Source organism: Sphingomonas sp. J344, from assembly GCF_024700005.1.
Taxonomy (GTDB): domain Bacteria; phylum Pseudomonadota; class Alphaproteobacteria; order Sphingomonadales; family Sphingomonadaceae; genus Sphingomonas.
In genome coordinates this window covers 789,716-805,926 of the sequence record NZ_JAJONB010000001.1, presented here as the reverse complement: position 1 = coordinate 805,926, position 16,211 = coordinate 789,716, and the positions used below count along the sequence as shown (strand labels likewise).

Genomic DNA, 16,211 nt, shown 5'->3' with positions numbered 1-16,211 from the left:
CACCATTGCCGTTTCCGGGGGCGCGGCCTATTGGCGCGCGATCATTTTCCCCAGAGGCAGCTGCGTTGCACGATCTTCTTCAGCTTCAGGTCCGCGATCTCGAGGTCCAGGTCCTTACCGGCGTCTATTCCGAAGAGACGCATTTGCCCCAGCCGCTGCGCATCTCGATCACGGTCGACTTGCTGCCGGGCGACCCGTTCGCGCCCGATACGCCGCTCAGCGCCTCGAAATCCTATCTCGACCTCAAGCACGCCGCGACCGGGGCATTGCCACCGGGCGTCCATTTCACCCTGATCGAAGGCGTCGCCGACCATATCGTTGAAACGCTGATGACCGGCGACGCCCGCATCCGGCGGGTTGAGGTCGAGATCGTCAAGCTCGCCATCGCCGAGGCTGACGAGCGGATCGGGATCACGCTGGTGCGGTACCGGAAGTAGGCCGAATTGCGGTTTCGCCCAGCCGGTCCCTACCGCTTGCACGGCCCCAGCTGGTCCAGCACGAAACGGTAATCCTCACGCGCCGCCGCGACGTTCGCCGGATCCTCGTCGGCCAGGCTGGTCGCGGGAAGGCTGCGCGGGAGCCCACAGGCAAGGCGATACCACAGCAATGTGTCGCGCGCCGGGGCGGCCGCAGCATCGTCGACGATCTCGCCCAGCGCCACCGCCCAGCGTTTCTGCTCGCCCGGTCGCCGCAGGATCGACAGCGAGATCGGCGCGCCGGTCGCGGTCTGCACAAAGATCTGGGTCTCGCCCTCGCCGGGCAGGCTTCCCGGGACGTGGAAGGCATTGCCGAGCCCGGTGACCGCAGGCGGCGCGTCGGGGGCAGCCACCTCGCGGGCGATCCGGCGAATCAGCGTGTCCAGCTCGGCACTCCAGTCGCGCTGGGCGTCGAGCGTGGTCAGCTGGATCATCGACGCCTGCCCCGCGACGGGGCGGGCGAACAGCAGCACGCGCCGCTTGTTGAGCTTGGGTGCGCGACCGCGTGCATCGAGCGGAACGTCGACGACATAACCGACCCGGGCGGGCATCGGCGCGTCGGCGCGAATCAGCGCCAGCACATCGGCCTCGACATAGAATCGCATCCGCCCCGCCGCGACGTTCGCCGCCTCCGGTCCCTTGATTCGCGTCGCGCTTCGGATGCGCGCATCGACGATCGCGGGGGCACCGACGATCAGGTCGGCGACCGCAGCATAGGGTGGAAGCACCACACCTGATTCGGCGACCACCTGTGCCGAGGCGTGCGGCAACAGCGCCGGGGAAGCCGCACAAAATGCGGCGAAAAGCGAAACGATACGGATACGAAACATGCAGTTCATTCTACGGGAATGTCCCACACGCATACAGAAATATTTCTGCCACGTCGGGATTATACGTTTATTGCGTCCGACAAAGCGTTTGCGTCGCGCAAACCGCCGCGATAGGACTCGCGCCGCCACCGGTCGGTCTTCCGATTGCCCGACCGGATGAGCCACGCCGATAATGATGCCAGGGTGCCGGGCAACGGCGCGGCGAATGAAGGAGTTTAGTTGCTGAATGGCCTACGCAGATCGTGAGGTAGGAGGCAGTCGGGTTGTGGCGATCGCAGTCGTCTCAATCATCCTCGCCGTTCTCGGTTACGTGTTCGTGACCGGGCTCGCCTACAAATATATCAAGGAAAAGGCCGAGGAGATGGATGTCTTTGACGTCCAGGAACCGCCGCCTCCACCCGAGGAAGTGCCTCCGCCGCCGCCGCCGCCGGACTCGCCGGTCCCGCCGCCGCCCACCACCGTCGTTGTGCAGAAGCCGCTGGTTCAGGTGCCTGCGCCGCCGCCGCCGGTGAGCGTGTCGGCCGTGATCCCGCCGAGCCAGCCGCCGACGCCGCCCGCGCCGCCGGCCCCGCCAGCGCCACCGCCGCCTCCGCCTCCGCCTGCGATCAGCAAGGCTGCGGCAGCACGCGGCAACCCGGCCTCGTGGGTGACCTCCGACGACTATCCTCCCGCCGCGCGCCGCGCTGGTGACGAAGGGTCGGTTGGTATCACGTTCACGATCAACGCCCAGGGGCGCATCGAGAATTGTCGGGTAACCTCCTCGTCGGGTTCGTCCTCGCTTGACGCCGCGACGTGCAGCCTGGTGACGCGCCGTGCGCGCTACTCACCGGCACTCGACGCCGCCGGAAACCCTGTCTCGGGCGGAAACAAGTCGCTGAGGTTCACCTGGCGTCTCGAAGACTGATGGGCGGGCGCGCCTGGCGCGCCGTACCCCGATACTGACATCACAATCTTTATCTCAAGGGAAAGAACCGCACATGTTCACCACCATCCTCGCCGGAGCCGCAGCAGGCGCACCGCCCGCGAACTTCGACATCCTGCACGCCATGAACGAAGGCGGCGTGATCGCATGGGGTACCGCGATCATCCTGACCGTCATGCTCTTCTTCTCGCTCTACATCCTGTTCACCAAGGTATTCGAGCAGCAGAAGGTCCTGAACCAGTACAAGCGCGTCCGTGCCGCCTTCTGGCAGTCCGGCAGCCTGCGTGAAGGCGCCGCGAAGCTTGAGAAGAACTCGGCCTATCGCCAGATCGTCGACGACGCGCTGCTCGCCCAGGACCAGTACAAGGAACTGACCGATCCGATCGAAGCGCATGACTGGCTGCATGGCTCGCTCAAGCGTTCGGAAGATTCGATCAATTCGCAGCTCGGCACCGGCCTCGCCTTCCTCGCGACCGTCGGTTCGACCGCGCCGTTCATCGGTCTGTTCGGTACCGTCGTCGGCATCTTCCGCGCGCTGATCAAGATCGGTGCGGCGGGTGACGCGTCGATCGGCACCGTCGCCGGTCCGGTCGGTGAAGCGCTCATCATGACCGCGCTCGGCCTGGTTGTCGCGGTTCCGGCCGTGCTTGCCTATAACTGGCTGCAGCGTCGCAACAAGACGATCGCCGAGCAGCTCAGCGGCTTCTCGAACGATGTGCTCGGTTACCTGGCTTCGGACGGCCGCGTCCGTCCGGCCGTGAAGGGTGTCAAGCCGGCCCCGAAGGCGCCGCCGGTCGCGACCACTGCCAAGGCCTGAAGCTTCGGCTGACGACCGTGCGGTGGCGGCTCGCCGCGCCGCACGGTCACCCGCCGGGCCAGATTGGTCCGGGGACAGGATGCGAAAGATAGGATTGCGCCAATGGCGATGAGTGTAGGCGGCGACTCCGCCGAAGAAAAACCGATGTCGGACATCAACACGACGCCCCTCGTGGACGTCATGCTGGTTCTGCTCATCATCTTCCTGATCGCGATTCCCGTCGCGATTCAGTCGGTCGAACTCGAATTGCCCAAGGTGGCGTTCGAACCGACCGAAACCAAGCCGGAGAACGTGTTGCTCGCCGTTCGCGCGGACGAGGCCGGCACCTGTCAGGTGTTCTGGCAGATGACGCCGATCACCAGCACCGAACTGCTCAAGCGCGCGAGCGACAATTTGCAGGCGGTGGTCGATCGCGTCGGCCAGGACAACATCAAGCCGGACGACATTCCCGAAGTGCACATTCGCGGCGACGTGAACACGCCGTACAAGTGCATCGGTGGCGTCGTTTACACGATGCAGAATGCGGGCTTCGTCAAGGTCGGCTTCATCTCGCAGCCGCAGCTGGGCGTCGCCCAGTAAGCCCGAAGTTCAGGAGTACACATCATGGCAATGAGCGCCGGCACAGATGATGGCGAGCCGATGATGGAGATGAACACGACGCCGTTGATCGACGTCATGCTCGTGCTCCTCATTATGCTGATCGTCACCATCCCGCCCCAGACCCACGCGGTGAAGGTTGACCTTCCCCAGAATCAGGGGCCGCAGACTCCGCCTCCGGTGGAGCCGCAAAAGAACAAGATCACGATCGAGCCCGATGGCAAGATCTACTGGAACGGCAGCGAGATCGACCTCGTCACGCTGCGCCAGTATCTCGACCAGAGCGTGACGATTGTCCCCGAGCCCGAGCTGCACTTCCAGCCCAACCCGCTGGCCCGCTATGAGCGCGTCGACGAGGTGCTCGCGGTGATCAAGCGGTCGGCCGTCACGAAGCTCGGCTTCGTCGGCAACGAGCAGTATCGCAACGACTTCTGATCGCTCCGGCGACCAGTGCAAACATCAAGGGGCGGCCTTCGGGTCGCCCTTTTTTTGTTCGTTCTCAGCACCTTGCTCCGCAGTATTTCGATTGCAATCAACGCATTTGCTCCGATGCAACATTAGTGACACATCTGTGTCATTGAATTGTAACATTAGGAGAGCCTGCAAATGCGTAAGTTCCTCGCCGCGATTGCCGTCGCCGCGCCGCTGGCGCTCATCCCGGCGGCGCAGGCCCAGACTGCAGAACAGCCCAACGCCCATCTCGCGATCGCGGCCGGCGACTATGCGAGCGCGGAGCGCCAGCTGCTCGCCGAACAGCGCATCTTTCCCGCGCGTCCCGAGATCATGCTGAACCTCGCTGCGGTCTATGCAAAGACCGGCCGCGTCGCCGAGGCGCGCGCAATGTATCATCGCGTGCTGGCGACGAAGCCCGTCGCGATGGACGTCGCCGATGGCCAGGTCGCGGCGTCGCACGTCGTGGCGCAGCGCGGCATGCGCCTGCTCGACGCTGCGCAGATGGCGGGTCGATAAGGGGAATAAGCAGCCCAATTCCCCTCTCTGATGGGAGGGGCCAGGGCTGGGTGCAGCGGCGGACGAGGCTCGATGCCTCGGCCGCCGCTTTTGTTTCCAGTGATGAGTCCGCGCGCTCTTACAACCGCGGCAGCGTCACGCCGCGCTGGCCCATATATTTGCCCGCGCGGTCGGCATAGCTGGTCTCGCACGGCTCGTTCCCCTTGAGGAACAGGAACTGGCACGCACCCTCGTTCGCATAGATCTTCGCGGGCAGCGGCGTGGTGTTGGAAAACTCCAGCGTGACATGCCCCTCCCATTCGGGCTCCAGCGGCGTCACGTTCACGATGATCCCGCACCGCGCATAGGTCGATTTGCCGAGGCAGATGACCAGTACGTCGCGCGGCACTCGGAAATACTCCACCGTCCGCGCCAGCGCGAAGCTGTTGGGCGGGATGATGCAGACATCGGTCTGGCGATCGACGAAGCTGGTCGACGAAAAGTCCTTCGGGTCCACCACCGCGCTGTCGATATTGGTGAAGATCTTGAACTCGTCTGCCACCCGCGCGTCATAGCCATAAGAAGACAGGCCGTAGGAGATGCACCCCCTCCCGCCGCTGCGCCTCGACGAACGGCTCGATCATGCCGTGCTGCGTGGCCTGTTCGCGAATCCAGATGTCGGAAAGAATGGACATGGGCGCTCCTGATGTGCGCGCCCGGCATCGCCGGAATGCGCGCGTGGGGCAAGGGGGCTTGGCTAGGGCCAGCGCTTCGTTGCGTCGCAGTCGCTGTTCCCGGACCCGAAGCCGCGGTCGAGCGGCGTGGCGAGGTCAGTCACATCGCAGGGACCCGCGCTCTCACCCGGTGCCCGGACGTCCCACGAGCCCGAGCGCGGTGCAAAACCAGAGGGGCCGTAGGATAGGAGAATACGCAAAAGGTCGCCGCTGAGTTGCGCCGCCGGGTTGCCCGGATCGGGCAAATCATTGCTGGACATGGATGTGACCTGCCCGTTTCGCACGCGCTCGAGCTTCACCCAAGTGCCATCTGTACCGCCGGAATTTCTCCCGCTCCATCCGTCCAGTCTAGCGTCGAGTTCCTCCAGCAGATGGTGGGTTTCCCAAGGCGGTAGGAAGAACCGGGCCGTTGTCACCGTCCTGTCGAACTGATCGAACCGTCGAACATCTATGCGGCTCGGCCCGCAAATGCGCCCGACGCTGCTCTCTTTCGGCGGATCATCAGGGGTCACACAGCCCTTGGGAAGTCTGCGGAGCGAAAGATAATAGGCATATCGACCGAATGACGGGGCGATGAGCACCCGCAATCCTTCCTGCCCCACGCCCGCGAGCGTTTCGCCCCCGGATGCGCGTTCGGAGATCGCATGGGAACCGCTCAATGGTCCGTCAATTGTACCGCTTCGATGAGGGTCGCGATCACTGCATCCGGTCGCTGTTAGGGCTAGAGCAAAGATCGCGGCACGCATCATCCGATCCCCAAATCACCCGGCCCGAACGCATGCGGCAACAGGTCGCTCAGCCGATGCGCTTCATACGCCTCACCCTCCGCGCCCGCGCAATAGACGGCGAGGTCGCGGCCCCCCAACTGCGCCGCCTCGTTCAGCACCTGACGGCACCGCCCGCACGGGCGGATCGGGTCGCTGCCATGCGCCACGCCGTCGGTCATCATCCCGCCGATGATCCCCACCGCGACCACATCGCGCAGCCGCCCTTCGGCGTTCGCCTTCGCGGTCGCCACCGTCTCGGCGCAGAGCGACAGGCCGTAGCTCGCGTTCTCGAAATTGCACCCCGTCACGATGCTGCCATCGGTCATCAGCAGCGCGGCGCCGACTGCGAAGTTCGAATAGGGCGCGTGCGCGTTGCGCGCGGCCGCACGCGCGGCAGCGATCAGGCGGGGGGCGTCGATGTCACTCATGGGGCGATCACATTCCAGTTCACGGGGCGCTCGGCCCCCTCGATGCGGCGGATGCGGCTGGCCTGCCACAACCGCCAGGGGCGGGCCGAATAGGCAGGCGGGAAGAACATGCCGGTGCTCCACAGCGGGCGGTCGATCGCGGCGCTGATCTGATACGCGTCCTCGAACTCGGGGGTGACGCGCAGGATCACCGGCTTGCCGCTATGCGTTTCCAGCGTCGCGGCGAGCTGGCGGATCTCGCCCAGCACCACGTCGCGCTCGGGCCGTGCGGGACAGTCGTCGCGCAACGACAGGTCGATCGCCACTGGCAGCGCATCGGCATCGCGCGGCACGGTCGCGGTGAAATTGCCCGCCTGATCGCTCGCCAGCTGGCACAGCGAATAGGCGTGGAGCGCGCCGCGCTTGATTCCGGCCTCGTAAATGCCGGCCCAATTCTCCGCGAATAATGCGTCGCGCACATCCGCGCCGACGGTCGCGCGAGCATAGGCGAAGTCGAGATCGCTGCCGCGTGCGGTGAACCAGTCGATCTTTCCCGCCTCGTCCGACACGTCGATGCCCTGCTGGGCATAATCGCTGCGCGGCGGCGCCCAGGCGATCGCCCACATCCACCCGCACACGCCGACCAGCGCCAGCGCGAGGATGATCCCGGCCCAGATGCGCAATACCTTCATGCCTTGATATGGAGAACGCAGATGAGGGTGAAAAGCCGCCGCGCGGTGGCGTGGTCGACCGCGATCTTGCCGTCGAGCCGGTCCATCAACAGCCGCGCCGCATCGTCATGGATGCCGCGCCGCGCCATGTCGATCGTCTCGATCTGCGCCGGGGTCGCGCTGCGGATCGCCTGGAAATAGCTGTCGCAGATCGCGAAATAGTCGCGGATCTGGCGACGGAACGCGGCGAGGCTGAGAATCAGCGTCTCGAGCGGCGTGTCGTCTTCGCGCTTGATGTCGAGCTGCAATCGCCCCTCGGGCACCGACAGCGCGATGCGGTACGGCCCGGCATAGCCATCGGGATAGCCGCGCTGGGGGACGAAGCGATTTTCCTCGATCAGGTCGAAGATCGCGATCCGCCGTTCCTGCTCGATATCCGCCGAGCGCCACAATATCGTGCGCTCGTCCAGCGTGACGTCGATGATCCGGGGATCGGCCATGCGCCGCATCTAGGGGGGAGCCCGGCCTTTCGTCCACAGGATAAACAGGCTGTCGTGACTTGAGCCACGGCGACGGGAATGGGAAAGGGGACAGATGGCCACGCTAGCAACCCTCACCCCCGCCCCGGCGGATGCCGCCCCGCGCCTGCCCCAGAATGCGGAGGCGGAGGCGGCGTTGCTCGGCGCGATGATGATCGACAACCGCCTGGCCGACGACATCGTCGAAGTGCTGCAGGACCAGCATTTCTTCGAGCCGGTGCACGGCCGCATCTTCAAGGCGATCAAGACGCTGCGCAAGCAGGACATGCTTGCGACCCCGGTGACGCTGAAGCCGCTGTTCGAGAAGGACGAGGGCATGGCGAGCCTGGGCGGCCCCGCCTATCTCGCCCAGCTGACCGGGTCGGGTGCTGGTCTGATCGGCGCGCGCCAGTTCGCGCGCCAGATCTACGACCTCGCCTTGCTGCGCGAGCTGGTGACGGTCGGCCGCACGATGGTGGAGAAAGCACTCGACACCAGCGAGGACGTCAACCCGCGCGAACAGATCGACCGCGCCGAAGAGGCGCTGTTCAAGGTCGCGGCGGACGGCGGCACCGCCAACACCGTCAAATCGTTCAACGAAGCGACCAAGATTGCGCTCGAAAACGCCAAGCGCGCGCAAAGCGCGGGCGGTGGCGTCGCGGGCGTCACCACCGGGTTCGATTCGGTCAACAGCCGGATTGGCGGCCTGCACCACAGCGATCTCATCATCCTTGCCGGGCGACCCGGCATGGGCAAGACCTCGCTCGCCACAAACATCGCCTATAATGCCGCGCGCCGCTTGATGGACGATATCCGCCTCGGCATCAGTCCGAAGGAGTCGATCGGGGCCAAGGTCGCGTTCTTCAGCCTCGAAATGTCGGCGGACCAGCTGGCGCTGCGCATCCTGTCCGAACAGTCCAAAATCCCGTCCGAATCACTGCGCATGGGCAATATCAGCAAGTCCGAATTCGGCCAGCTGGCACAGGCGGCGGCGGACCTCGAACAGCTGCCGCTCTATATCGACGACACTGCCGGCCTGACGATCAGCGCGCTGCACAGCCGCGTTCGGCGGCTCCAGTCCAAGCATGACGGCGAACTGGGCCTCGTCATCATCGACTATCTCCAGCTGCTGACCGGAAGCGGCAACAACCGCGACGGCAACCGGGTGCAGGAAATCTCGGAAATCAGCCGCGGGTTGAAGACGCTGGCCAAGGACATCAACGTCCCCGTGATCGCGCTGTCGCAGCTCAGCCGCGCGGTCGAAAGCCGTGAGGACAAGCGCCCGATGCTGTCCGACCTGCGCGAATCCGGCTCGATCGAGCAGGACGCCGACATGGTGTGGTTCGTGTTCCGCGAGGATTACTACGTCGCCGCACGCGAACCCAAGCGCCCGCGTGAAGGCGACGATCCCAAGACGTTCGAGGATCACGCCAAATGGGCGCTCGACATGGAGCGCGTCTATGGCTTGGCCGAACTGATCATCGCCAAGCAGCGCCACGGCGCGACCGGCAAGACATTGCTGAAGTTCGAGCCGAGCTACACCAAGTTCAGCGACTATGCCGGCGACATGGTGGCCGAACCATATGAGTGAGCAAAGTCCCCCTCCCGCTTGCGGGAGGGGCTAGGGAGGGCCTGTCCTCCAGGGGTGCGGCCAGATCGGACAGGCCCTCCCCGCCCCCCTCCCACAAGTGGGAGGGGGATATCGTCGTCTCGATTGCCTCAGAAGACCGGCAGATCCGGGTCGCCGTCCGCGACCGGCGTATGGATGCCGCATTCGGTCTTGTCCCACCCGACCCAGCGGCCCGAGCGCGGGTCTTCGCCGGGCTTGACCTTGCTGGTGCATGGCGCGCAGCCGATCGACAGGTAGCCCTGTGCCTCAAGCGGATGGCGGGGCAGGTCGTGCGCAGCGAAATACGCCTCGATATCCGCCTTGGTCCAGTCGGCTAGCGGGTTGACCTTGAGCTTGCCCGCAGCATCGACCTCGAACCGGGGCAGGGCGTTGCGGGTGCTCGCCTGGAACGCCTTGCGCCCGGTGATGCTCGCGTCGAACCCGGCCATCGCGGCGTCGAGCGGGATCACCTTGCGGATCTCGCAGCAGCCATCGGGGTCATACGACCAGCGCAGCCCGCTCTCGTCCTTCTTCGCCAGCACCGCCGCATCGGGAGTCAGCACGCGCAGCCCGGTCAGCCCGAGCCGTTCGACCAGCGTGTCGCGATACGCCAGCGTCTCAGGGAAATGCTTGCCGGTGTCGAGGAACAGCACCGGCACCTTCGGGTCGATCGACGCGACCAGATGCAGCAGCGCCGCGCTCTCCGCACCGAAGGAGGACACCAGCGCGACATCGCCGACCATCTGTTCGGCCAGCACCGTGCGCAACATCTCCTGCGTCGACACGCCGCGGAACAGGTTGTTCAGCCGCAACGCGTCGCGCTCGGTGAAGGCCGGGCCGGTATCGATGCGGTCGATCTTGCGGGCGGTCACGCTAGCCATGCCGCCGTTTCCAGACCGGGACCGCCCCGTCCGCTGCCATCTGATAGACCGCGTCGTAGCGCGCGAGGCTCGCGGCGAGCACCGCTTCGTCCACCGGGGCCTCCGGCGCAAAGCTGTCGAAGCCGCAGCGGCGCATCAGCGGGATCTGGTCGACCAGCACATCGCCCTGCGCGCGCAGTTCGCCGGTATAGCCCGCCTCGCGCAGGATGCGCCCAGCCGAATAACCGCGCCCGTCGCGGAACTTGGGGAAGCTCACCTCGACCAGCGACAGCCGGTCGAGATGCGGGATCAGCGCCCGCGCATCGTCGCTCGATTCGAGGCGGACGGCGGTCGCGTTGGACTGGCCGAGGAACGCGTCGAGCGTCACTGCCGGTTCGTCATGGGCATCATCGGTGCGATAGCGGATCACTTGTCCCCCTCCCGCTTGCGGGAGGGGCTAGGGGAGGGCGTGTCCACGGGCGACGCACTCTCCACGACAGGCCCTCCCCCGACCCCTCCCGCAAGCGGGAGGGGAGCGAAGAAGGCGAGCGTCGGAGCCAGTTTACCCATAAATCGCCTCCTTGAACGGGGCCATGCCGATGCGGCGATAGGTGTCGAGGAAGCGTTCGCCCTCGGCACGCTCGCGCAGATAGACGTCGGTCGCGCGTTCGACCGCGTCGACGATGCCGTCCTCGCTGAACCCCGGCCCGGTGATCTGGCCAAGCGACACGTCCTCCGCGCCCGATCCGCCGAGCGACAGCTGGTAATTCTCGACGCCCTTCCGGTCGACGCCGAGGATGCCGATATGCCCGGCATGGTGGTGGCCGCAGGCGTTGATGCAGCCGCTGATCTTGAGCTTGAGTTCGCCCAGTTCGCGCTGCCGCCCGAGATCGGAAAAGCGCGTCGCGATCTTCTGCGCCACCGGGATCGAGCGGGCATTGGCGAGGCTGCAATAGTCCAGCCCCGGGCAGGCGATGATGTCGCTGATCAGGTCGAGATTGGCGTCGGCGAGCTCGGCTTCGACCAGCTTCTGCCACACCGCATAAAGGTCCGCCTTGCGGACATGCGGCAGCACGATGTTCTGCGCATGCGTGACGCGCAGCTCATCGAAGCTGTAGCGTTCGGCGAGGTCGGCCATCGCGTCGATCTGTGCCGAGGATGCGTCGCCGGGGATGCCGCCGACCGGCTTCAGGCTGATGTTGACGATGGCATAGCCGGGCGTCTTGTGCGCGGCGACATTCTGGTCGAGCCACACGGCGAAATCGGGATCGCTGCGGTCGATCTCATCCGACAGCCCGCTCTCGAACGCGGGATCGGCGAAATGCGCGGCGATCCGGTCGAACTCCGCGCGCGGCGGGTCGATGCCGAGCTTCTTGACCTCGATGAACTCCGCCGCGACCTCGTCACGGTATTTGTCGGCGCCGATCTCATGGACCAGGATCTTGATCCGCGCCTTGTACATATTGTCGCGGCGGCCATAGCGATTGTACACGCGCAGGCACGCTTCCATGTAGGACAGGAAGTCGTCGAACGGCACGAATTCGTTGATCAGCGGCGCGATCATCGGGGTGCGGCCCATGCCGCCGCCGACATAGACGGCAACGCCGTGCTGCCCGTCGCGCTCGACCACCTGCAGCCCGATATCGTGCAACCGCATCGCCGCGCGATCCTCGTCCGCCGCGATCACCGCGATCTTGAACTTGCGCGGCAGATAGCTGAATTCGGGGTGGAAGGTGCTCCACTGGCGCAGCAATTCGGCCCAGGGACGCGGATCGGTCAGCTCGTCCGCCGCCGCACCCGCCCATTGGTCGGACGAGATGTTGCGGATGCAATTGCCCGACGTCTGGATCGCATGCATCTCGACCGTCGCCAGATCGGCAAGGATGTCGGGCGCGTCCTCCAGCTTGATCCAGTTATACTGGATATTCTGGCGGGTGGTGAAATGGCCGTAGTCGCGGTCGTACTTGCGCGCGATATGGGCGAGCATCCGCATCTGGCGGCTGTCCATCGTGCCATAGGGCACGGCGACGCGCAGCATGTACGCGTGGAGCTGAAGATACAGGCCGTTCATCAGCCGCAGCGGCTTGAACTGGTCCTCGGTGATCTGGCCCGCAAGGCGGCGGTTCACCTGATCGCGAAACTCCTCGACGCGGGCCGCGACGATCGCGTGGTCATATTCGTCATATTTGTACATGTCAGATCACCCAGCTGCCGGCATTGGGGTCGGCGGGTTTGAGCGTCAGGTCCGGGCGGACGGTCGGGCCGAGCGCGCGGATGCGGTCCTTGATATGCGCGGGGCGCGGCCCCTCGGGCGTTTCGGTCGCGTCGATCACATAGGGGCCGTTGACCCGGCGCGCGCCTTCCTCGGCCTGCGCGATCGCCTCGCCCTGTTCGCCGACATCGACGGCGTCCTCGACATGGCGCGACCAGCCATTGCCGGTCCACCAGGTGACGTCGCCGGTGGCGAGATCGTTTCCGGTCAGCAGTTTCACAGGCCAAATCCATGCATGAGTTCGGCCTTCTTCGCCCAGTTGGCGAGCCTGTCTTCGGCGTCGGACAAAGCGACCACTTCGCCCACCACGATGATCGCCGGGCTCTGCACCTTCTCGCGCTCGACCATCGGGCCAAGGTCGGCGAGCAGGGTGCGGATCGCGCGGCTGCCCGGCAGCGTCGCGCGTTCGAGCACCGCGACCGGCATGTCCGGCGCAACGCCGTCGCCCATCAGCTTCTCGGCAATGTCGGGGCAGGTCGCGACGCCCATATAGATGACCAAGGTGCGGCCCTTGCCGGCAAGGCCGGACCAGTCCTGATCCTTCAGCCCCTTGCACTGGCCCGCGACGAAGCTGACCGCGCTCGACCAGTCGCGATGGGTGAGCGGCAGCATCGCTTCGGCCGCCGCGCCCAGCGCCGCGCTGACGCCCGGGATCACCTCGACAGGCAGACCCTCGGCGCGAACTGCCTCGACCTCTTCGCCGCCGCGGCCGAAGATGAACGGGTCGCCGCCCTTCAGCCGCACGACGATTGCGCCGGTCTTCACATGCGCAATGATCAGGGCGTTGATCCCCTCCTGCGGCACAGTGTGTTTGGAGCGTTTCTTGGCGACGCAGATGCGGTGCGCTTGCGGCGCGAGGTCGAGCACGCGCGGATCGACCAGCCCGTCATGGACGAGCACATCGGCGGTCTTGAGCGCCTCGACCGCGCGGACGGTCAGCAGGCCCGGATCGCCGGGGCCGGCACCGACCAGAATCACGCGCCCACGCGCCTGGGGATCGAGAAGGGAAACCATGACTGGCAGATGGGCCGATGTGACGTTACCGGCAACCGAGGGTTGCTTGGGCACGCGGAAGGCGAACTTTTGCGATGCCGAAGAACATGGTTCAGCCGTTTTTTCTCAATATGATAGGTGGCAGGATCGGAAAGGAGGCCGGATGATGGGACCATTTATCGACGTTCGGCGCTTCTCGACCGGCGGGCTGGGTGAGGTCGCGGCGCGTGAGGCGTGGTGCGATCGGGTCTCGACGCTCGGTCGCCTGTTTGAAACGACTCCCGAGGAACCCTTTGCCGTCGCCTCGACCGGATTCGCGCTCGGCGATCTCCAGCTCGGCTATTCGACGATTACCGCACAGCGCTGGGAGCGGAGCGCCGCGAGGGCGCGCCGCGACGGGGTCGACTGGTTGACGGTCAATGTCCGCGACTATGGTGCTGCGCAGGGCGATGCTGGCGGCAGCGGCTTTTCGGCATCAGGCACCAGCGCCATCCTGATCGACATGAGCCAGGCGTCCGACCATGTGTCTCAGGCATCAAAGACCGCGTTGCTGACCATCCCCCGCCCGATCGCGGAGGCGGTGCTCGGGCCGGTGCGCGAACTTCACGGAACGGTGATCTCGGCCGAGGGATCGGCGCTGCTGCGCGCGCATCTGCGGCAATTGTCGCACATGGCAGACCGGCTTCCGGTCAGCCAGGGCGGGCGGCTGGCAGGCGGCCTGGTCGATCTGGTCGCGGTTGCGCTCGCGATGGACGGGCGACCGGTGGTGCCCGGCGCGGATGCTGTCGATCGGGCGCTCCGCCAGCGTGCGCAGATGCTGATCGACGCCCGGCTCACCTCTGCCACGCTGACCGCCGCCACGCTTGCGAAGGCGCTCGGTATCTCGCGCTCAACCCTGTATCGGCTGTTTGCACAGGATGGCGGAGTCATGGCGCATATCCGCGACCGGCGTCTCGACCGCGCACATGCGCTGATCGGCGATGTGGCGACGGTCGCGTCGATCGCTGCCGTGGCGGAGCAACTGGGCTTTTGCGATGCCGCGCATTTCGGTCGGCTGTTCCGGGCGCGCTACGGAATCACGCCCGGCGAGTATCGCGCGATACGCCGCGCGCAGCGTTCGGCCTGAAAGCCGGAGCACTGCGCGCGACGTGGGCGCAGCTGCGCCCTCCCCCCTCAAGGGTGCTCGATCAGTTCGGACCGCTGCCCGTCCGCCGTGCCGGACCGTCGGGATCCACCGCCCAGCGGCGGTTCGCACTGCGCACCATCGGCGTGCCGCACCGCGCACAGTTGGTGCGCCAGTCGGTCCCGTCATTCCATACCCGCTTCCTGACCCGGCGGTGACCGGCCAGCGTGCAGATCCATCCCAACATTGTGCGGAAACTCCCTGGCGGACCTTCTAGCAAGCCGGACAGGGGGAGCGGCAGGGGCAGGTCTGGGACGGGCGTTCCACCGGCTGGTACGGAGGGTTCAGCGCGCCACCGGCTCGCCGATCGTCGCCAGCGTGCGGGCATGTTCCGCGACCAGTGCGCGGGTCGATGCGTCGCTGTCATAGACGCCGTACCAGCCCTGTGGCTCATGTGGCGGATCGCCGAGCAGCGGGTCGCCATGGCGATAGCGATGGTCGCCATGCGCCGCGCGTCCCGCCCCGTTCCACGCCCAGAAATTGCTCCCCTGAACCGGCCCGCCGGTGCGGACGCTATCCTCGACCGCGGCGAACACCTGCCGATAATATCGGTCGCGATAGACTGTCGTCGCCTCGGCGGCGTAGCCCGCGTCGCGCGGATAGCCGAATTCCTCGATCACCAGCGGCTTGCCGATCTGGCTGGCGAGCGCGCGGTGCTGGTCGAGATACTCCCGCACCTTCGCCTCGCCCGCCGCTGCCGTCCTGGCCAGGTCGCGCGCATCGATCCAGCTCCAGTTGAGCGGCCAGATATGCGCCGTCGCATAGTCGATCTCGGGGATCGCATGGCTGATGCGATAGATGTCGCCACTCTCGACCGTGCCCTTCAGCCCCTCGCTCCCGGTCGAGACGAGATGGTTGGGATCGATCGACTTGATGAGGCGCGCCGTGTCGCGAATCCAGCTGTAGAAACTCGCCAGCTTCGGCGCGGCATCCTCCGGCGTCCCGCCGGGGCGCGGCTCGTTGCACAGCTGCCAGGCCATGATTGTCGGGTCGTCGCGATAGGGCAAGCCGGTAACGCCATTGGTCCGCCCGACGATCGCGCCGACCCAGTCATGGTACAGCTTCACCGCGTTGCGATTGCCGTAGAAGCGCGACGCGGCGTTGGCGAAGGCGGGCCAGGGATGCGCCGGATCGCCCATGTCGATGTAGCTGCCTGTATCGTACCACAGGTAGCTGCTCATCCCCCGGACCATTCCCAGAAATTGGTGAGGTAGAGCACCGCCTTCATGCCGCGCTTGCCCAGTTCGGCGAGCGCCCAGTCGAGCCCGTCGAGCAAGGCCGGGTTCCAGTCCGATCCCTTGCCGCGAAAGCCGGGCTTCACCGAGTTCTTGAGCGGCCCCTCCTCCGCCCCGGCGAGGATGCGCAAATTGGTCACCCCGCTCGCCGCCAGCGCGTCGAGTTCGCGGGCGAGGCGCGGGCGGTCGTTCGCGCCGAGCCAGGCCCCGTACCAGATGTTCGCGCCGACAAAGCGATAGGGCTTTCCGCCGAGCACGAAGCGCGTGCCGCTGCGGCGGACGAACGGACCCGGCGGCGCGGCGCGGGCGGGCAGGGCGGTCGCGGCGGCAAGCCCGGCGGCTCCGGCCAGAATCCCGCGTCGGCTGGTCATC

The 16,211-nt window shown here is 66.1% G+C and carries 21 protein-coding genes and 1 pseudogene; 8 read left to right on the top strand and 14 right to left on the bottom strand.

Annotated features, from left to right (window positions below; genetic code table 11):
• The first annotated feature begins 65 nt into the window (after positions 1–65).
• Complete coding sequence (locus LRS12_RS04075; protein WP_257843438.1) at positions 66–437, top strand: dihydroneopterin aldolase; 372 nt, start codon at positions 66–68, stop codon at positions 435–437.
• A 29-nt stretch (positions 438–466) separates the two neighbouring features.
• Here LRS12_RS04075 and LRS12_RS04070 read toward each other — a convergent pair whose 3' ends face one another.
• Positions 467–1,306, bottom strand: a complete 840-nt coding sequence (locus tag LRS12_RS04070; RefSeq protein WP_257843437.1) for a hypothetical protein — start codon at positions 1,304–1,306, stop codon at positions 467–469.
• Positions 1,307–1,532: 226 nt separating this feature from the next.
• Between LRS12_RS04070 and LRS12_RS04065 the strand changes: the two genes are divergently transcribed.
• The 5 genes from LRS12_RS04065 to LRS12_RS04045 all read left to right on the top strand — a co-directional run bounded on the left by LRS12_RS04065 (position 1,533) and on the right by LRS12_RS04045 (position 4,611).
• Entirely contained in the window at positions 1,533–2,210 is a 678-nt protein-coding gene (locus LRS12_RS04065; protein WP_257843436.1) for an energy transducer TonB, read from the top strand.
• A gap of 73 nt (positions 2,211–2,283) precedes the next feature.
• A complete protein-coding gene (locus LRS12_RS04060; protein WP_257843435.1) occupies positions 2,284–3,045 on the top strand; it encodes a MotA/TolQ/ExbB proton channel family protein in 762 nt (253 codons plus the stop codon).
• 102 nt (positions 3,046–3,147) lie between these two features.
• Positions 3,148–3,624 (top strand): biopolymer transporter ExbD, encoded by a 477-nt coding sequence (locus LRS12_RS04055; RefSeq protein WP_257843434.1) that lies wholly within the window; start codon positions 3,148–3,150, stop codon positions 3,622–3,624.
• Positions 3,625–3,648: 24 nt separating this feature from the next.
• Positions 3,649–4,077, top strand: coding sequence for a biopolymer transporter ExbD (locus LRS12_RS04050; RefSeq protein ID WP_257843433.1), 429 nt, complete (start codon positions 3,649–3,651; stop codon positions 4,075–4,077).
• A gap of 171 nt (positions 4,078–4,248) precedes the next feature.
• Positions 4,249–4,611 carry a tetratricopeptide repeat protein gene (locus LRS12_RS04045; RefSeq protein WP_257843432.1) on the top strand — a complete coding sequence of 121 codons (363 nt, stop codon included), beginning with the start codon at positions 4,249–4,251 and terminating at the stop codon, positions 4,609–4,611.
• Between the two features lie 118 nt (positions 4,612–4,729).
• On the opposite strand, the pseudogene dcd reads toward LRS12_RS04045, so the two are convergent.
• From dcd to LRS12_RS04020, 5 genes and pseudogenes are all read right to left on the bottom strand, one after another.
• Positions 4,730–5,285 (bottom strand): annotated as a pseudogene (gene dcd / locus LRS12_RS04040) (dCTP deaminase).
• Between the two features lie 62 nt (positions 5,286–5,347).
• Complete coding sequence (locus tag LRS12_RS04035; protein ID WP_257843431.1) at positions 5,348–6,070, bottom strand: hypothetical protein; 723 nt, start codon at positions 6,068–6,070, stop codon at positions 5,348–5,350.
• Positions 6,070–6,519 carry a cytidine deaminase gene (locus LRS12_RS04030; protein ID WP_257843429.1) on the bottom strand — a complete coding sequence of 150 codons (450 nt, stop codon included), beginning with the start codon at positions 6,517–6,519 and terminating at the stop codon, positions 6,070–6,072. Before LRS12_RS04030 ends, LRS12_RS04035 begins: the two co-directional genes overlap by 1 nt.
• Positions 6,516–7,190: a GH25 family lysozyme gene (locus tag LRS12_RS04025; protein ID WP_257843428.1), complete on the bottom strand. Its 675-nt coding sequence runs from the start codon at positions 7,188–7,190 to the stop codon at positions 6,516–6,518. The genes LRS12_RS04030 and LRS12_RS04025 overlap by 4 nt, the downstream gene beginning before the upstream one ends.
• Positions 7,187–7,669, bottom strand: a complete 483-nt coding sequence (locus LRS12_RS04020) for a UPF0262 family protein (protein ID WP_257843427.1) — start codon at positions 7,667–7,669, stop codon at positions 7,187–7,189. The genes LRS12_RS04025 and LRS12_RS04020 overlap by 4 nt, the downstream gene beginning before the upstream one ends.
• A 94-nt stretch (positions 7,670–7,763) precedes the next feature.
• Between LRS12_RS04020 and LRS12_RS04015 the strand changes: the two genes are divergently transcribed.
• Positions 7,764–9,278, top strand: coding sequence for a replicative DNA helicase (locus LRS12_RS04015; protein WP_257843426.1), 1,515 nt, complete (start codon positions 7,764–7,766; stop codon positions 9,276–9,278).
• A 128-nt stretch (positions 9,279–9,406) separates the two neighbouring features.
• On the opposite strand, the gene LRS12_RS04010 is transcribed toward LRS12_RS04015, so the two are convergent.
• The 5 genes from LRS12_RS04010 to cobA form a co-directional block, all read right to left on the bottom strand.
• Complete coding sequence (locus LRS12_RS04010) at positions 9,407–10,177, bottom strand: phosphoadenylyl-sulfate reductase (protein WP_257843425.1); 771 nt, start codon at positions 10,175–10,177, stop codon at positions 9,407–9,409.
• Complete coding sequence (locus LRS12_RS04005) at positions 10,170–10,586, bottom strand: DUF934 domain-containing protein (protein WP_257843424.1); 417 nt, start codon at positions 10,584–10,586, stop codon at positions 10,170–10,172. Before LRS12_RS04005 ends, LRS12_RS04010 begins: the two co-directional genes overlap by 8 nt.
• A gap of 132 nt (positions 10,587–10,718) precedes the next feature.
• Positions 10,719–12,350, bottom strand: a complete 1,632-nt coding sequence (locus LRS12_RS04000) for a nitrite/sulfite reductase (RefSeq protein WP_257843423.1) — start codon at positions 12,348–12,350, stop codon at positions 10,719–10,721.
• A 1-nt stretch (position 12,351) separates the two neighbouring features.
• Complete coding sequence (locus LRS12_RS03995; protein WP_257843422.1) at positions 12,352–12,648, bottom strand: DUF2849 domain-containing protein; 297 nt, start codon at positions 12,646–12,648, stop codon at positions 12,352–12,354.
• Positions 12,645–13,442, bottom strand: coding sequence for a uroporphyrinogen-III C-methyltransferase (cobA, locus tag LRS12_RS03990; RefSeq protein WP_257843421.1), 798 nt, complete (start codon positions 13,440–13,442; stop codon positions 12,645–12,647). Before cobA ends, LRS12_RS03995 begins: the two co-directional genes overlap by 4 nt.
• Before the next feature lie 142 nt (positions 13,443–13,584).
• Here cobA and LRS12_RS03985 point away from each other — a divergent pair, with 142 nt between their 5' ends.
• The gene (locus LRS12_RS03985; protein WP_257843419.1) at positions 13,585–14,547 is read left to right on the top strand and encodes a helix-turn-helix domain-containing protein; all 963 of its coding nucleotides are present in this window, start codon (positions 13,585–13,587) and stop codon (positions 14,545–14,547) included.
• Between the two features lie 61 nt (positions 14,548–14,608).
• On the opposite strand, the gene LRS12_RS03980 is transcribed toward LRS12_RS03985, so the two are convergent.
• From LRS12_RS03980 to LRS12_RS03970, 3 genes are all read right to left on the bottom strand, one after another.
• Positions 14,609–14,791, bottom strand: coding sequence for a hypothetical protein (locus tag LRS12_RS03980; protein WP_257843418.1), 183 nt, complete (start codon positions 14,789–14,791; stop codon positions 14,609–14,611).
• Positions 14,792–14,888: 97 nt separating this feature from the next.
• Positions 14,889–15,785 (bottom strand): hypothetical protein, encoded by an 897-nt coding sequence (locus LRS12_RS03975; protein WP_257843417.1) that lies wholly within the window; start codon positions 15,783–15,785, stop codon positions 14,889–14,891.
• Positions 15,782–16,210, bottom strand: a complete 429-nt coding sequence (locus LRS12_RS03970; protein WP_257843416.1) for a hypothetical protein — start codon at positions 16,208–16,210, stop codon at positions 15,782–15,784. The genes LRS12_RS03975 and LRS12_RS03970 overlap by 4 nt, the downstream gene beginning before the upstream one ends.
• Position 16,211 lies beyond the last annotated feature (1 nt).

What these genes read in the sequence shown, in the direction of transcription:
- LRS12_RS04070 (WP_257843437.1), bottom strand. Translation starts at nt 1,306, where the DNA reads ATGTTTCGTATCCGTATCGTTTCGCTTTTCGCCGCATTTTGTGCGGCT.
- LRS12_RS04020 (WP_257843427.1), bottom strand. Translation starts at nt 7,669, where the DNA reads ATGGCCGATCCCCGGATCATCGACGTCACGCTGGACGAGCGCACGATA.
- LRS12_RS04025 (WP_257843428.1), bottom strand. Translation starts at nt 7,190, where the DNA reads ATGAAGGTATTGCGCATCTGGGCCGGGATCATCCTCGCGCTGGCGCTG.
- LRS12_RS04045 (WP_257843432.1), top strand. Translation starts at nt 4,249, where the DNA reads ATGCGTAAGTTCCTCGCCGCGATTGCCGTCGCCGCGCCGCTGGCGCTC.
- LRS12_RS04030 (WP_257843429.1), bottom strand. Translation starts at nt 6,519, where the DNA reads ATGAGTGACATCGACGCCCCCCGCCTGATCGCTGCCGCGCGTGCGGCC.
- LRS12_RS04015 (WP_257843426.1), top strand. Translation starts at nt 7,764, where the DNA reads ATGGCCACGCTAGCAACCCTCACCCCCGCCCCGGCGGATGCCGCCCCG.
- LRS12_RS03985 (WP_257843419.1), top strand. Translation starts at nt 13,585, where the DNA reads ATGATGGGACCATTTATCGACGTTCGGCGCTTCTCGACCGGCGGGCTG.
- LRS12_RS04065 (WP_257843436.1), top strand. Translation starts at nt 1,533, where the DNA reads ATGGCCTACGCAGATCGTGAGGTAGGAGGCAGTCGGGTTGTGGCGATC.
- LRS12_RS04035 (WP_257843431.1), bottom strand. Translation starts at nt 6,070, where the DNA reads ATGCGTGCCGCGATCTTTGCTCTAGCCCTAACAGCGACCGGATGCAGT.
- LRS12_RS03970 (WP_257843416.1), bottom strand. Translation starts at nt 16,210, where the DNA reads ATGACCAGCCGACGCGGGATTCTGGCCGGAGCCGCCGGGCTTGCCGCC.
- LRS12_RS04010 (WP_257843425.1), bottom strand. Translation starts at nt 10,177, where the DNA reads ATGGCTAGCGTGACCGCCCGCAAGATCGACCGCATCGATACCGGCCCG.
- LRS12_RS04060 (WP_257843435.1), top strand. Translation starts at nt 2,284, where the DNA reads ATGTTCACCACCATCCTCGCCGGAGCCGCAGCAGGCGCACCGCCCGCG.
- LRS12_RS03975 (WP_257843417.1), bottom strand. Translation starts at nt 15,785, where the DNA reads ATGAGCAGCTACCTGTGGTACGATACAGGCAGCTACATCGACATGGGC.
- cobA (WP_257843421.1), bottom strand. Translation starts at nt 13,442, where the DNA reads ATGGTTTCCCTTCTCGATCCCCAGGCGCGTGGGCGCGTGATTCTGGTC.
- LRS12_RS04000 (WP_257843423.1), bottom strand. Translation starts at nt 12,350, where the DNA reads ATGTACAAATATGACGAATATGACCACGCGATCGTCGCGGCCCGCGTC.
- LRS12_RS03980 (WP_257843418.1), bottom strand. Translation starts at nt 14,791, where the DNA reads ATGTTGGGATGGATCTGCACGCTGGCCGGTCACCGCCGGGTCAGGAAG.
- LRS12_RS04055 (WP_257843434.1), top strand. Translation starts at nt 3,148, where the DNA reads ATGGCGATGAGTGTAGGCGGCGACTCCGCCGAAGAAAAACCGATGTCG.
- LRS12_RS04050 (WP_257843433.1), top strand. Translation starts at nt 3,649, where the DNA reads ATGGCAATGAGCGCCGGCACAGATGATGGCGAGCCGATGATGGAGATG.